General features: G+C 66.7%; 15 protein-coding genes. 5 read left to right on the forward strand and 10 right to left on the reverse strand.

The features are described 5' to 3' along the window. The 3 genes from N7573_RS09225 to N7573_RS09235 form a co-directional block, all read right to left on the reverse strand. The coding region (locus tag N7573_RS09225) for a YitT family protein (RefSeq protein WP_279943132.1) at positions 1 to 701 on the reverse strand (701 nt) is incomplete at its 3' end. A gap of 93 nt (positions 702 to 794) precedes the next feature. Next, the gene (locus tag N7573_RS09230) at positions 795 to 1,244 is read right to left on the reverse strand and encodes a GNAT family N-acetyltransferase (protein WP_279914012.1); all 450 of its coding nucleotides are present in this window, start codon (positions 1,242 to 1,244) and stop codon (positions 795 to 797) included. 96 nt (positions 1,245 to 1,340) lie between these two features. Further along, positions 1,341 to 1,553, reverse strand: a complete 213-nt coding sequence (locus N7573_RS09235) for a DUF4287 domain-containing protein (protein WP_005408372.1) — start codon at positions 1,551 to 1,553, stop codon at positions 1,341 to 1,343. A gap of 302 nt (positions 1,554 to 1,855) precedes the next feature. Between N7573_RS09235 and N7573_RS09240 the strand changes: the two genes are divergently transcribed. Continuing rightward, positions 1,856 to 2,755: a LysR family transcriptional regulator gene (locus tag N7573_RS09240; RefSeq protein WP_279943133.1), complete on the forward strand. Its 900-nt coding sequence runs from the start codon at positions 1,856 to 1,858 to the stop codon at positions 2,753 to 2,755. A gap of 42 nt (positions 2,756 to 2,797) precedes the next feature. Here N7573_RS09240 and N7573_RS09245 read toward each other — a convergent pair whose 3' ends face one another. The 3 genes from N7573_RS09245 to N7573_RS09255 all read right to left on the reverse strand — a co-directional run bounded on the left by N7573_RS09245 (position 2,798) and on the right by N7573_RS09255 (position 6,240). Beyond that, a complete protein-coding gene (locus N7573_RS09245) occupies positions 2,798 to 3,781 on the reverse strand; it encodes an aldo/keto reductase (RefSeq protein WP_049400676.1) in 984 nt (327 codons plus the stop codon). A 180-nt stretch (positions 3,782 to 3,961) separates the two neighbouring features. Then, a complete protein-coding gene (locus tag N7573_RS09250; protein WP_005408369.1) occupies positions 3,962 to 5,104 on the reverse strand; it encodes a PilT/PilU family type 4a pilus ATPase in 1,143 nt (380 codons plus the stop codon). Between the two features lie 98 nt (positions 5,105 to 5,202). Further along, the gene (locus N7573_RS09255; RefSeq protein WP_006422551.1) at positions 5,203 to 6,240 is read right to left on the reverse strand and encodes a type IV pilus twitching motility protein PilT; all 1,038 of its coding nucleotides are present in this window, start codon (positions 6,238 to 6,240) and stop codon (positions 5,203 to 5,205) included. Positions 6,241 to 6,327: 87 nt separating this feature from the next. On the opposite strand from N7573_RS09255, the gene N7573_RS09260 reads away from it, so the two are divergent. Both N7573_RS09260 and proC read left to right on the forward strand, forming a co-directional pair. Next, on the forward strand, positions 6,328 to 7,005 hold the full coding sequence (locus N7573_RS09260; RefSeq protein ID WP_279913662.1) for a YggS family pyridoxal phosphate-dependent enzyme: 678 nt from the start codon (positions 6,328 to 6,330) through the stop codon (positions 7,003 to 7,005). Between the two features lie 18 nt (positions 7,006 to 7,023). Further along, positions 7,024 to 7,845 (forward strand): pyrroline-5-carboxylate reductase, encoded by an 822-nt coding sequence (gene proC, locus N7573_RS09265; RefSeq protein ID WP_279913663.1) that lies wholly within the window; start codon positions 7,024 to 7,026, stop codon positions 7,843 to 7,845. 59 nt (positions 7,846 to 7,904) lie between these two features. Here the strand turns inward: proC and N7573_RS09270 are convergent, their stop codons facing one another. Then, positions 7,905 to 8,780 carry a LysR family transcriptional regulator gene (locus tag N7573_RS09270; protein WP_197616502.1) on the reverse strand — a complete coding sequence of 292 codons (876 nt, stop codon included), beginning with the start codon at positions 8,778 to 8,780 and terminating at the stop codon, positions 7,905 to 7,907. Positions 8,781 to 8,880: 100 nt separating this feature from the next. On the opposite strand from N7573_RS09270, the gene N7573_RS09275 reads away from it, so the two are divergent. Beyond that, positions 8,881 to 9,483, forward strand: a complete 603-nt coding sequence (locus N7573_RS09275; RefSeq protein ID WP_279913664.1) for a short chain dehydrogenase — start codon at positions 8,881 to 8,883, stop codon at positions 9,481 to 9,483. A 73-nt stretch (positions 9,484 to 9,556) separates the two neighbouring features. Here N7573_RS09275 and soxR read toward each other — a convergent pair whose 3' ends face one another. Beyond that, entirely contained in the window at positions 9,557 to 9,991 is a 435-nt protein-coding gene (gene soxR / locus N7573_RS09280) for a redox-sensitive transcriptional activator SoxR (protein ID WP_279913665.1), read from the reverse strand. Between the two features lie 29 nt (positions 9,992 to 10,020). On the opposite strand from soxR, the gene N7573_RS09285 reads away from it, so the two are divergent. Beyond that, positions 10,021 to 11,442 (forward strand): MFS transporter, encoded by a 1,422-nt coding sequence (locus tag N7573_RS09285; RefSeq protein ID WP_279943134.1) that lies wholly within the window; start codon positions 10,021 to 10,023, stop codon positions 11,440 to 11,442. Between the two features lie 38 nt (positions 11,443 to 11,480). On the opposite strand, the gene N7573_RS09290 is transcribed toward N7573_RS09285, so the two are convergent. After that, positions 11,481 to 13,502, reverse strand: a complete 2,022-nt coding sequence (locus N7573_RS09290) for an alpha/beta hydrolase (protein WP_049463618.1) — start codon at positions 13,500 to 13,502, stop codon at positions 11,481 to 11,483. After that, on the reverse strand, positions 13,502 to 14,476 hold the full coding sequence (locus tag N7573_RS09295; RefSeq protein ID WP_279913041.1) for a DUF4105 domain-containing protein: 975 nt from the start codon (positions 14,474 to 14,476) through the stop codon (positions 13,502 to 13,504). Before N7573_RS09295 ends, N7573_RS09290 begins: the two co-directional genes overlap by 1 nt. Between the last annotated feature and the right edge of the window lie 47 nt (positions 14,477 to 14,523).

Consider the following 14,523-nt stretch of genomic DNA (forward strand, 5'->3'; position numbering starts at 1 on the left):
CCCATGTAACGGCCCGGGCGGTGGTTGAACATCAGCACCAGGCTGAGCACCACCGCGCCGATCGCCGAGTACAGCACCTTCGACGGCGACAGCACGAAGAACGCGGCCACCATCAGGCAGGCGTCGTAGGACATCTGCACCTTGCCCGCGCTCCAGCCGCGGGTGCGCTGCAGGTACACCGCCAGGATACCGATGCCGCCGAGGCTGGCGCGGTGGCGGATGAAGAACAGGATGCCCAGGCCGGACAACGCACCGCCCACGATCGCCGAATACAACGGGTTGATGTGCGAGAAGTCGATCCAGCGCGGCAGCAGGTCGGTCAGCACGCCACAGGCGGTGACCGCGGCGAAGGTCTTCAGGGTGAATTCCCAGCCCATGCGCCGCAGCGCCACCCAGTAGAACGGCAGATTGACCAGCACAAACACCAGGCCGAAGTTCCAGCCCATCGAGTAGTGCAGCAGGAAGGCCATGCCGGCCATGCCGCCGATCATCAGCCCACCCTTGGCGAAGATGGCCAGGCCCAGCGAGGCCACCATCGTAGCCAGCACCATGCCCTGCACGTCCTCGGCAATCGAGTGGCGCAGCGCTTTTTCGTCGGCGGTGGTGCCGGCGCTGTCGGGCGGTGGGGTCAGCGGACCAGCGGTGACCAGGTGGCCGTCAGCGTCGTCGCACGGCGCAGAGCCATGGGCGGGAAGGGACATACGGGTGGGGGAACAGCAGGTGGGGAGCGATATTAGACACGATCTGCATGACAGTTGCAGATGAAATCGTTCAGCTGCGCTCGCCCATTCAGGTTATTCCGGAGGCATCACCGGCAGCACGGCCAGCATGTCCTCGCCATCATCGTCCATGCCGGTCTCGACGAAACCGAAGCTGCCATAGAAGGCACCCGCCACCGGATTGTGCGGGTTGTAGCAGATCTCGATCTCGGCCAGGCCGGGCGTGTCTCGGATCTGCGCCAGCGCCAGTTCCAACGCGCGCCGCCCGATGCCACGCCCCTGCCAGCGCTGATCGACCATGAAGCGCCAGATCGAGATGCGCTGCGGCGTCTCCGGCACCCACATGAAGAACCCGACCAGCTCGCCATCGGCCTGGATGGCGCGGGTCTGGTAGCCGGGATGGAATGCTGCCTGCACCAGCGACCAGGTATTGCCGGCCACGAAGTCCTGCTGCGCCTCGCTGACCTCGAGGTCGCACACGGCTTCGTAGTTGTCGACGGTGATCGCGTCCAGCGTGACCTGCATGAGGGCGTCCTGCCTCGGGATGAACGCCCAGTCTGCCTGACCCCGGAGGCCGTGTAGCCTGCCCCCCACACGACCGTTCAGCGCCGGGTTGCCTGCTCAGCCCTTTCCGGCCAGATGGTGCGCCACCAACGCGTTGGCATGGCCGTGGCCCAGCCCATGCTCGCTTTTCAGGAAGCTGACCAGTTCCATGTGTTTCAGGCCCTTCTTGCCCGCCAGCAGCCCGAACCAGTGCGTCACCGGTTGCCCATAGGTCTTCTCGATGGAGGGGAAGTACGAGGCCGGGCCTTTCGGCTTGGTGTCAGTGCTCATGTGCAGCTCCCGTTGAAGTCATTCATTCGACGAACCACAGTCCCTGAAATCGACATCCCCACACGCCTACACAGAATGGGGTCGGAGCCGTTCCAACAGCTCGCGGGAAATTGTCGAAGGCGGGGCGGCTCAGGTTGCGGGGGCGTGAGCGCCATGGATGGCGCGACCGAGGCTACATGGACGTACTTGCGCCGTCCCCCGCAACCTGAGCCACCCCGCCTCCCACGGGAAGCCAGCTTTTGACGTTGCCATTGACGTTGTTTCGGCGGGTGCCGGGCGCAGCCCGGCCGTATCATCCCTTTATGCCCCGTGAAAACCTCAACGACCTGCAGGCCTTCGTCCACGTTGCCCGCGAAGGCAGCTTCACCAGGGCCGCCGCCCAGCTGGGTGTCTCCCAGTCCGCGCTCAGCCATGCCATGCGCGGGCTGGAAGAGCGCCTCGGCGTGCGCCTGCTGACCCGCACCACCCGCAGCGTGTCCACCACCGAAGCCGGTGCCCGCCTGCTCGAGACCCTCGCCCCGCGCCTGGCCGAGATCGAGGACGAACTGGCCGCACTGGCCGAGTACCGCGAGCGACCGGCCGGCACCATCCGCATCAATGCCACCGGCCATGCCGCCGAGTACATCGCCTGGCCGCGGCTGGCGCCATTGCTGCAGCAGTATCCGGACCTGAAGGTGGAACTGGCTGCCGACTACGGGCTGGCCGACATCGTCGCCGAGCGCTACGACATCGGCATCCGCCTCGGCGAACGGTTGGCGCGCGACATGATCGCGGTACCGGTCAGCCCGCCGCTGCGCATGCGCGTGGTCGGTGCACCCAGCTACTTCCACCAGTACGTGGTGCCGCGGCATCCGCACGACCTGGCCAACCACAACTGCGTCACCCTGCGCCTGCCCACGCATGGCGGGCTGATGCCGTGGGATTTCGGCCAGGACGGCAACGAACTGAGCGTGCGCGTGACCGGTCAGTGGACCTTCAACACCATGGGCATGACCCGCGCGGCTGCACTGGCCGGCAGCGGGCTGGCCTGGCTGCCGGAAGACCAGGTGCAGCCGATGCTGGACGATGGCCGCCTGCAATCGGTGCTGGACGACTGGTGCCCGCACTTCGATGGCTACTACGCGTATTACCCGTCGCGCCGCCACGTCACCGTGGCGATGCGGACGGTGCTTGATGCGTTGCGCGGGCCGATGGCTGGATGAGGTGAGGAGTGCGGACCAACGGTCCGCACCCACGGCCGGCGGTCAGCCCTTGGCCTGCGCGGCGCGCTGCGCGTTGTAGCGCTCACCGACAATCGACACTTCATCCAGCGCCTGCGCGATGCGTTGCAGTTCCTCCGGCGCCAACTGCAGGTCGGCCGCGCCCAGGTTTTCTTCCAGGCGATGGACCTTGGTGGTGCCCGGAATCGGCACGATCCACGGCGCCTGCGCCAGCAGCCAGGCCAGCGCCACCTGCGCCGGCGTCGCGCCACGTGCGGCAGCAATCGTGCTGATGCGATCAACCAGTGCCTGGTTGGCACGACGCGCTTCCACTTCGAAACGCGGCACGGTGTTGCGGAAGTCGTTGGCGTCGAAGGTGGTATCGGCGTTGATCGCGCCGGTCAGGAAGCCACGGCCCAGCGGGCTGAACGGCACGAAGCCGATACCCAGTTCCTGCAACGTCGGCAACAGTTCGCGCTCCGGCTCACGCCACCACAGCGAGTACTCGCTCTGCACGGCGGCCACCGGCTGCACTGCATGGGCGCGACGCACGGTGGCGGCACTGGCCTCGGACAGGCCGAAGTGGCCGACCTTGCCTTCGGCGATCAGGTCGCGAACGGTGCCAGCGACATCCTCGATCGGCACGTTGGGGTCGACGCGGTGCTGGTAGAACAGGTCGATATGGTCGGTACGCAGGCGCTTGAGGCTGGCCTCCGCCACCGCGCGGATGTTCTCGGGACGGCTGTCCAGCCCGGTATCGACGCGCGCATCCTTGAAGCCGAACTTGGTGGCGATCACCAGCCTGTCGCGGTACGGCGCCAGCGCCTCGCCGAGCAGGTCTTCGTTGGTGTAGGGGCCATACACTTCGGCGGTGTCGAAGAAGGTCACGCCACGCTCGACGGCGGCCTGCAGCAGGGCGATGCCCTGGCTGCGCTCCACCGGTTGGCCGTAGCCATGGCTCAGGCCCATGCAGCCCAGGCCGAGGGCGGAAACCTTCAGGCCACTGCGGCCGAGTTCACGTGTCTGCATCGTCGTGCTCCAGAGGGGGAGCGCTGACGATACGCCTGCAGAGCCCACGGATTGAATGGGCAGCATTGCAGTTGGTCATGACTGGAATTCATCAATACGCGCAGCCGCCCGCCTGTAGAGTCGAGCTTGCTCGACTCGACAAGAACAGTCGAGCAGGCTCGACGCTACGGAACACCCAGGTCACCGGATCTCGGAAATCTCCACGCCATCCAGCCCCTGCGACAGGGTGCGGGCGTCGCCGCCCTGGCTGAGCTTGATGCGCAGGCGCACTTCGTTCTGCGAATCGGCGTAGCGCAGTGCGTCCTCGTAGCTGATCTCGCCCGCCTGGTACAGCTCGAACAGGCTCTGGTCGAAGGTCTTCATGCCCAGCTGGACCGAATCCTTCATCACTTCCTTCAGCTTGTGGATCTCGCCGTCGCGGATGTAGTCCTGCACCAGCGGCGTGCCCAGCAGGATCTCCATCGCCACCTTGCGCGAGCGGCCATCGGGCGACGGCACCAGCTGCTGCGCAACCACGCCCTTCAGGTTCAGCGACAGGTCCATCAGCAGCTGGTTGCGGCGGTCTTCCGGGAAGAAGTTGACGATGCGGTCCATCGCCTGGTTGGCGTTGTTGGCATGCAGGGTGCACAACACCAGGTGGCCGGTTTCCGCGAACGCGATGGCGTGGTCCATGCCCTCGCGGGTACGCACCTCGCCGATCATGATCACATCCGGCGCCTGCCGCAGGGTGTTCTTCAGCGCCGCTTCCCAGCTGTCGGTATCGATGCCGACTTCGCGCTGGGTGATGATGCAGCCTTCGTGCTTATGCACGAATTCGATCGGGTCTTCGATGGTGATGATGTGGCCGGTCGAATTCTGGTTGCGATAACCGATCATCGCCGCCAGCGACGTCGATTTACCGGTGCCGGTGGCACCGACGAAGAGGATGATGCCGCGCTTGGTCATCGCCAGCGTCTTGATGATCGGCGGCAGGCTCAGCTCTTCCACGGTCGGAATGCGCGTCTCGATGCGACGCAGCACCATGCCGACCTGGTTGCGCTGGTAGAAGCAGCTGACACGGAAGCGGCCGACACCGGACAGGCCGATGGCGAAGTTGCACTCATGGGTCTTTTCGAATTCCTCGCGCTGCGCCGGGGTCATCACGTTCAGCACCAGGTCGCGGCTCTGCTGCGGCGTGAGCGGGGTCTGGGTGATCGGCGAGATCTTGCCGTTGACCTTCATCGCCGGCGGCATGCCGGCGGTGATGAACAGGTCCGAGGCGCGCTGGTGCGCCATCAGCTTGAGGAACGAAGTGAAATCGATGGTGGTCGCGGTGGTGTTCACGGCGGGCTCCCAATGGGACATGTACCAGGAAACGGTCGGAGGCGGAAACGGCGCGGGAACGGCGACGCACTGGCGCACGCCGCCCGTGGCCGCCCGCCTTACTCGAACAGGCGCTTGTCCTTGGCGTAGTCGCGGGCCTGGTTGCGGGTGATCAGGCTGCGCTTGACCAGGTCCTGCAGGTGCTGGTCCAGGGTCATCATGCCGTACTGCTGGCCGGTCTGGATGGCCGAGTACATCTGCGCCACCTTGTCCTCGCGGATCAGGTTGCGGATGGCCGGGGTGCCGACCATGATTTCCCATGCAGCGGTACGACCACCACCGACCTTCTTCAGCAGCGCCTGCGAGATCACCGCACGCAGCGATTCGGACAGCATCGAACGCACCATCGGCTTTTCGCCGGCCGGGAACACGTCGATGATACGGTCGATGGTCTTGGCCGCCGAACTGGTGTGCAGGGTGCCGAACACCAGGTGGCCGGTTTCCGCGGCGGTCAATGCCAGGCGGATGGTTTCCAGGTCACGAAGTTCGCCGACCAGGATGATGTCCGGGTCTTCACGCAGTGCCGAGCGCAGCGCTTCGTTGAAGCCATGCGTATCGCGGTGCACTTCGCGCTGGTTGATCAGGCACTTCTGCGAGGTGTGCACGAATTCGATCGGATCCTCGACGGTGAGGATGTGGCCGTATTCGTTTTTGTTGATGTAGTCGATCATCGCCGCCAGCGTGGTCGACTTGCCCGAACCGGTCGGACCGGTCACCAGGATCAGGCCCTGCGGCTGCTGGATCACTTCGCGGAACAGCGGCGGGCAGGCCAGGTCCTCGAGGGTGAGCACCTCGGACGGAATGGTACGGAACACCGCACCGGCACCGCGGTTCTGGTTGAACGCGTTGACACGGAAGCGCGCCAGCGACGGGATCTCGAAGGAGAAGTCCACTTCGAGGAATTCCTCGTAATCGCGGCGCTGCTTGTCGGACATGATGTCGTACACCAGCGCGTGGACCTGCTTGTGGTCCAGGGCTGGGATGTTGATCCGGCGCACGTCGCCGTCCACGCGGATCATCGGCGGCAGGCCTGCGGACAGATGCAGGTCGGACGCTTTGTTCTTTACGGAAAACGCCAACAGCTCGGCGATATCCATGAGCGGCTACTCCCCAATAACGGCTTCGACTGGAAGGATCTTTCCCCGGGCGGCAGTATAGCCTCCTGATTCAACGGAACGCGTTACGTGGCCACTCCCCTGCCCCAGATCCTGAGCAACCTGCACGCCGCCGCCGAGGCCGCTGGCAGGCCCGACCCACGCCTGCTGGCGGTGTCCAAGACCCAGCCGGCCGAGGCCGTGGCCGCGCTGGCCGCACAGGGCCAGCACGCCTTCGGCGAGAACTACGTGCAGGAAGCACTGGCCAAGATGCAGGCGCTGCAGCACCTGGCGCTGGAATGGCACCTGATCGGCCACCTGCAGTCGAACAAGGCCGATGCCGTGGCCGGCCATTTCGACTGGGTGCAGAGCGTGGACCGTTCCAAGCTGGTGACCGCGCTGGCACGCCATCGCCCGGCCGCGCGTGGCCCGCTGAACGTACTGATCCAGGTCAACATCGACGATGAATCCAGCAAGCATGGCTGTGCACCGGAAGAAGTGGATGCACTGGCCGCCGCGATTGCCGCCGAACCCAGCCTACGCCTGCGTGGCCTGATGGCGATTCCCGCACCGTGGCCGGAAGCGGAGCGCCGTCGGGATGCATTCGTGCGCATGCGCACACTTTTCCAGTCGCTGGCTGCCCAGCACGCGCAGATCGACACGCTGTCGATGGGCATGAGCAGCGACTACGCCGAAGCCATCGCCGAGGGTGCCACCCTGGTGCGCATCGGCACCGCCCTGTTCGGCGCCCGCCCGGGCCCGGCCTGATTTTCCAAGGAGACTTCCATGGCAGCTGATTCCATCACCTTCATCGGCGGCGGCAACATGGCCCGCAGCCTGATCGCCGGCCTGATCCGCCAGGGCGTGCCTGCCGCGCACATCCACGTGGCCGAACCGGTGGCCGCACTGCGCGAGTCACTGGCTGCCGACTTCGGCGTGCAGGTGCACGACAACGCCGCCGATGCCGCCGCGCACGGCCGCACCTGGCTGCTGGCGGTGAAGCCGCAGGTGCTGCGCGATGTGTGCCAGTCGCTGCAGGCGCTGGCGCAGGCGAACCGGCCACTGGTGGTGTCGATCGCCGCCGGCATCACCAGCGCGCAGCTGGAACGCTGGCTGGGTGGCAATCTGCCGGTGGTGCGCGCGATGCCGAACACCCCGGCCCTGCTCGGCGCCGGCGTGACCGGCCTGTACGCCACCGCGTCGGTGGATGCGCAGCAGCACGCACGCGCCGAACAGGTGCTGGCCAGTGCCGGGCGCACGGTGTGGATCGACAGCGAGTCGCTGATGGATTCGGTGACTGCCGTATCCGGCAGCGGGCCGGCCTATGTGTTCCTGCTGGCCGAAGCGATGGAAGCGGCAGGTATCGCCCAGGGCCTGCCGGCCGACGCTGCGCGTGCGCTGGTGGTGCAGACCCTGCTGGGAGCCTCGCGCATGCTTGATGAGGCCGGTGAAAGCCCGGCCGAGCTGCGCCGTCGCGTGACCTCGCCGAACGGCACCACCCAGGCCGCGATCGAGAGCTTCCAGGCCGGTGGTTTCGAGGCGCTGGTGGACACCGCGCTGCGCGCCGCGCAGGTACGTGGGCAGGAACTGTCTGCGGCGAATGATTGATCCCGATGTGTGCCGACCAACGGTCGGCACCTACCATCATCCACGCATGGCGTGGATGTTCACTGCCCCAATGTGGCCATGACGAAATCGACGAAGCACTGCAACCGCGGGCGCGGCCGTCGATCCGGCAGGTAGATCAGGTGCATCGGCCGCGGTTCGGGCAGGTAGTCGCGCAGCAGCGGCTTCAACCGCCCGGCCGCGATTTCGCCGGCCAGCAGCGCGGTCGGCTGCAGCACCAGCCCTGCGCCGGCCACGGCGGCCTCGCGCAGTGCAACACCGTCGTTGCAGGTCAGCCGCGCCTCCCAGTCCACCTGTTCGCCGTTGGCCAACTGCCAGCCATGGCCGCCGCGCCAGGCCAGGTGGCTCAGGCAATCATGCCCCTGCAGATCCGCGGGCGTGCGCGGCGTGCCGCGCCGGCGCAGGTAGGACGGTGCCGCACACAGGCTCATTGCATACGGCGGCAGCGGCCGCGCCACCACCTCCTGCGATGGCAGCGGCCCGACCCGGATCGCCACGTCGAAGCCATCCTCGATCAGGTCCACGCGGCGGTTGCTCAGGTCCAGCTCGATGTTCAACTGCGGCTGCGCGCGCAGCAGGCCGGCCAGTTGTGGCGCCAGCACACAACTGCCCCAGGTGGTTGGCGCGCTGACCCGCAGCAGTCCGCGGGGTTGTACCTGCAGGCCGGCCACGTCCGCCTCCGCCTGCTGCACCTGCTCCAGCACCTGCCGGCACCCGGCCAGGTAGGCGCTGCCGGCTTCGGTCAGGCGCTGGCGGCGGGTGTTCCGTTGCAGCAGCGCGGTACCCAGGTGCGCCTCCAGTTGCTGGATGTACTTGCCGACCATCACCGCCGACACCTGCAGCTGTTCGGCAGCTCCTGCAAAGCTCCCGGACTCGGCCACGGCGACGAAGGCCTGCATGCAGCGAAGGGTATCCATTGCTAATCCAGAGTTAGGAATCTGCGAAGCATACGCCGCTTACCTAACCCCACCGTGAGGGCGCAGACTGCGCCCATTCCCCCTCTCGCAAGGAACGGCCATGAAGATCCTCCTCGTCGGTGCCAGCGGCACCCTCGGCCAGGCAGTCGCCCACCAGCTCGGCCAGCAGCATCAGATCCTCGCCGCCGGCCGCAACAGCGGTGAGCTGCGCGTCGACCTGACCGACGACGGCAGCGTCGCCGAACTGTTCTCGCGCACCGGTCCGGTCGATGCAGTGATCTCCACCGCTGGCAAGCTGCACTTCGGCCCGCTGAAGGACATGACACCCGAGCAGTTCAACCTCGGCCTGCAGGACAAGCTGCTGGGCCAGGTGCGGCTGGCACTGGTCGCCCAGCACCACCTCAACGCCGGTGGCTCGATCACCCTGACCAGCGGCATCGTCAGCGCACAGCCGATCCGCGATGGCGTCAACGCCACCTCGGTGAATGCCGCGCTGGAAGGCTTCGTGCGTGCCGCCGCGTTGGAGCTGCTGCCGCGTGGCCTGCGCATCAACGTGGTCAGCCCGAACGTGCTGATCGAATCGATGGCGGCTTACGGCCCTTATTTCCCAGGCTTCGAAGCGGTGAGCGCGCAGCGCGCGGCGCTGGCCTTCCAGCGCGCGGTGGAAGGCATCCAGAGCGGCGAGACGATCACGGTCTGGTAAGAAAAAAGGGGACGGAGGGGATTAAGTCGTTAATGCACAAACGACATAATCCCCTCCGTCCCCTTTTCGCGGGTCACTCCCAGCCCATTGGGCCGTCGCCGCGTTCGCCGAGGACGTCTTCGGGGTTGGCCAGGCGGCAGCGCTGCAGCGACAGGCAGCCGCAGCCGATGCAGCCGGTCAGTTCATCGCGCAGCAGTTCCAGCATGTGGATGCGCTCCTCCAGCTCGGTGCGCCAGCGCGCGGACAGCTTGGCCCAGTCGGCCTTGGTCGGCGCGCGGCCCTCGGGCAGGCTTTCGAAGGCACGGCCGACAGCTTCCAGTGGCATGCCCACCCGTTGCGCGACGCGGATCACGGCCAACCGTCGCAGCACGTCACGGCTGTAGCGCCGCTGGTTGCCCGAGGTGCGCAGGCTGCTGATCAGCCCCTTGCGCTCGTAGAAATGCAGCGCGGAAACCGCCACGCCACTGCGCTGGGAGACTTCGCCAACGCTGAGTTCCTGGGAAACCATTGCTTGACCTAAACTGCAGTTGAGGTGGCATGCTGCTATCTTCGCCGCCAGTTGACAAGCGCGGCCCGCATCTGACTCGTATGTCCCCCACTCTTTCGCCCGCCGACGCCCGTGCGCCGGCTGATACGTCGATCCTGTCTCCCCGCTATCGCGCCACCACCATCGGCATGGTGGCACTGGTGGCGCTGCATGCCTTCGAGGCCCTGGCGGTGGCGGCCGCCATGCCGACCGTGGCCGAGGCGCTGGATGGCCTGCGCCTGTATGCGCTGGCCTTTGGCGGCACCCTGGCCACCAGTGTCATCGGCATGACCCTGGCCGGACGCTGGGCCGACCGCCAGGGACCAGCTCGGCCGCTGTGGTATGGCCTGGGCTGCTTCGTGCTTGGCCTGCTGCTGGCCGGCTTCGCCATGCGCATGGGCATGCTGGTGCCCGGGCGCCTGCTACAGGGCCTGGGCGCAGGCGCGATCTCGGTCTCGCTGTACGTGATGGTTGGCCGCAGCTATCCCGAACACCTGCGCCCGAAGGTATTCGCCGCGTTCTCCGCCGGCTGGGTGGTGCCGTCGATGATCGGTCCCGCGCTGAGCGGGCTGATCGTGCAGCATCTCGGCTGGCGCTGGGTGTTCCTGGCGGTGCCGCTACTGGCGGTCCCGGCCGCGCTGCTGCTGCGCCCTGCACTGGCACGCATGCAGCCCACTGATGCTGCCAGCAGCGACGATGGACGCGGCAACGTGGTGCGCTGGGCCAGCGGTGCTTCGTTGGCGGCGCTGCTGCTCTACTTCGGCGGCCAGCAGCAGGGCCTGCCTGCGCTGCTCTGCATCGGCGTGGCCATGCTTGCGCTGCTGTTCTGCGTGCACCGCCTGTTGCCAGCCGGCACGTTGCTGCTGCGCCGCGGATTGCCCAGCGTGATCGCGCTGCGCGGCGTCGCGGCGGCCGCATTCTTCGCCTGTGAGGCCTACCTGCCACTGCTGTTGCAGCGCGAACGCGGGCTCTCGCCCAGCTGGGCCGGTGCCGTGCTCAGTCTTGGTGCACTGGGCTGGTTCGCCGGTTCATGGCTGCAGGGCCACCAGCAGCGCGGCTGGTCACGCCAGCAGCTGCTGCGCGTTGGCACACCGCTGATGACGATCGGCATCGCCGCCACACTGGCCGTGCTGTTCAACGCAGTGCCGCTGCCGGTGGCACTGGTCGGCTGGGCCATGACCGGCTTCGGCATGGGCATGATCTACGCCAGCTTGTCGGTGCTGACGCTTTCGTTGTCCGCACCGCACGAGCAGGGTGCCAACACCTCGGCGCTGCAGTTGAGCGAGGCGCTGTCGGTGACCACCGCGCTGGCGGTTTCCGGTGCGCTGTTCGCGCTGTTCGTGGAAGCCGCGCCACACACCGGCTACTTCCTGTGCCTGGCGATCACCTTCGGCCTGGCGCTGCTGTCCACGGTGATCGCGCGGCGGGTGTAGCACCGCCGCATTGCGGGATTGCCGGCCAGCGGCCGGCACTACCGGGTACCCGTCCCCATGTCATCGATATCCCGGTGCAGGATGCGCCTCACCTCCAGCACCGCCTGCGGGGTTTCCTGCACGCTGTGGCCGGAGATGATCACCTTCTCCGACAGCGCGCCCGGCAGATGTGCGCTCCAGTACGGCACCAGCCCATCATCGGATTTTTCCACCGGCAGCTCCGGCTTGCGCTGGGCGATGATCGAGTGGTACTTCAGGCCCGCCTCAATCGGCAGCTGTGCGGCGGCCTTCACGAACGGATCGCTGGCCTTGAGGTTGTCGATGCTGTTCGGGATCTTCGGCTTGGCGGTGCCATCGACCTGCTGCTCGGCCTGCGCCAGCGCCATGAACACGTCCTCGAACTTGCCGAGGATTGTCAGCGGCAGGCGTACCAAGCGACCAATCAGGCGACCGACCTTGTTGCCGGCAATGTCGGTGCCCTGGTGCGGTGCGGCGATGAAGATCGCACGCTCCACGTTCGGCTGTGCCTTGAAATGCAGCAGCGGACCCAGCTTGTTCTGCACCCGCTTCAGCCGTTCCCCCTTCAGGTCGTAGTTGGCCAGCAGGTCGTTCCACAGTACATCGCCGGAATCGCTCACCAGCAGGCGCGCCAGCACGCCGCCCATGCTGTGACCGATGTAGACCATGTCCTTCGACGCACGCGTGCTGCCGTTGGGATCGAAATGCTTCAGCGTGTCGTTGAATGCATTGGCGATCTCGTAGCGGTTCAGCGCGATCGGCGCATTGGTCGGGTAATAGACCTGCCACACCTGGAACTGCTGGCGCAGCTCGGGGTCACCCATGATCTCGTTGGCCAGGTTCACCCACGCTTCCGGGCTGCTGGCCAGGCCGTGCAGCATGAAGATGATGCGGCGGTTCGGGTCCCACGGCTGCATCAGGTAGATGTGCGGCTCGCCGATGCCCTCGCTCATGCCGAACAGGGTACGCAGCGACTGCCGGGCGAAGCCACTCTGCGCCAGCCACAGGCCGTAGGCGGCAGTGAAGTTGCCGGCCAGCGGTACCTGCTCACCGTGCAGAGTGATGCGCTCGGTCGCTTCCGGCGAATAGGCATCCAGCTCGACCCGGCGCGTGCGCATCACGTCTTCCAGGCTGCTGCCCTCGAACCGCAGCAGTGCGGTGACGTTGATCGAGGACATCTCACTGAACTCGGGCACCGAATCGTCATGGCGGTGGCGGCGGCCACGACGCTCGTCGTCCTCGTCGTCCTGCGCGGTTTCAGCCTTCGGGCCGTCGGGCGCGATCACTGGCGCGACCAGTTTCGGCGGGTCCATCACCATCACCAGCTCGGCACCGAAGCCATCGCGGCGATAGGTGCTGCGCAGGCCAACGAAGCTGACCGTTCCCGCTGGCACCAGCTGCGCCGGAATGCTCTTCAGACCCAGCTGCTGGTAGTTGGAAGCCAGCGACCAGCTACCGACCGTGAGCGGCTTCGTATAGTCCTCGCCGGCCAGCGCAGCGGCGCGTGCGCGCACGAACAGCACCACCGCCGCCTTCTCGGCCGCGTAGTTGTAGTAGTCGCGCACCTGCGTCTGGCGGTCCTCGAAGGCCCGGTCGGACGGTGAGCGGCCACTGTAGAACAGGTAGGCATAGGCATAGCGCGCGGCTTCCAGCCAGGCATCCAATGCCGCATCGCTCATCGGCGGGTCGCCTGCGGCGGTCTTCTTTGGCGTCATCGCCAATGCAGCCTTCACCCACAGCTCGGACAGCGCCGACAGCCGCTGCTCGACATTGAGGTCGTCGGTCATCAGCAACGTGCTGCGGCAGACCAGGAAGTCCTTCTCGCACTGCGATTCGTCCAGGCCCGCTGCGCTGAGCGTTTCACGCGCGGCGGGGCTGAGCTTGCCAGTGTTGAGCACATCCGCGCGCTTGTTGACCAGTGAATCACTGGATTTGACCTGCTTGACGGTGACCATCGCGCAGCCGCTGCTGCCCAGCAGCAGGAAGGCGGCGAACAACACCGGCAGCAGGCGCTGCCAGCGGGTCAGAAAGAGTTGGGTCATTACTGCGGGTCCTGCTCGGTGCCGGGCACGCCCTGGCGGATCACGGTGGAGAAATGCTCGCCATCACCCAGGTCCAATGCGCGCTGGGTGATGCGGCCCTTGTCGTGCAGCTCGGCGTACGGCACGCCCGGCGTGAGTGCACCGACCTCCTGCGCGTACTCGGCCAGATAGCCGGACAGCAGCAGCCGATAGTCCAACGGCAGGCGCGGTGCGATGTGGCGGGCCAGGTCGAAGACGATGGTCGTGCAGTTGCTGGTCAGCGTGTTGTAGAAGCCCGGCTTGGCATCCAGTTCACGCGCCTGTTCGATGTACGCGGCGAACAGTTCCTTCAGCTGCGCGCGGTCCATGCCATGCAGGCGGTACAGGTAGACATCTTCGCCACGCGCGTTGGTGCGGGTGCGGATGATGTCGGTCTCTTCCGAGGCCACCAGGGTCATCTCGAACTTGCGGAAGAAGCCGCCCAGCGCGGAGAACGACTCGCCGCGCTCCTTGCGGATCTCCAGCGAGAACACCACGTGGCGTCCATCCTCGAAGCCGAACGAGATCAGCGTGTGGGCGATCGCTGGGCCCATCCAGTACGACAGCACCAGGTCGGCCGAGCGCAGCTGGTCCAGGTCGTATTCGCGGCGCACCCAGTGCGCGTCGTAGTCGGTTTCGCTGCGCCAGCTGAAGTCGCGCACGTTGTCCAGCACCACGTGGCGCCCGTCGAAGGACACCACGTGCAGGCGCTGGGCCACGTCATCGGCCCACACGCGGTCCTGGCGCGGGGTCAGCAGCAGCCACCACAGGCCGGCCAGCGCCAGCGCCGCACCGAAGGCCGTGCCCAGGCGGCGCGAGGCACGTCCCCGCGCGACCCGCCACGACGCCCACAGCGCCACCAGCAGCCACAGCACGGCCACGCCGGTGGCCAGCCAACCCGGCCCCGGCAGCTGGTAGGCCAGCAGCCCGCTCACCCACAGCGTCGCCAGCGCCATGGCACTCCCTGTCATCCAACGTCCTGCGGCGTTCACTGGCATCCTGT

It is taken from the genome of Stenotrophomonas sp. GD04054, from assembly GCF_029836955.1.
Classification (GTDB): Bacteria; Pseudomonadota; Gammaproteobacteria; order Xanthomonadales; family Xanthomonadaceae; genus Stenotrophomonas; species Stenotrophomonas maltophilia_A.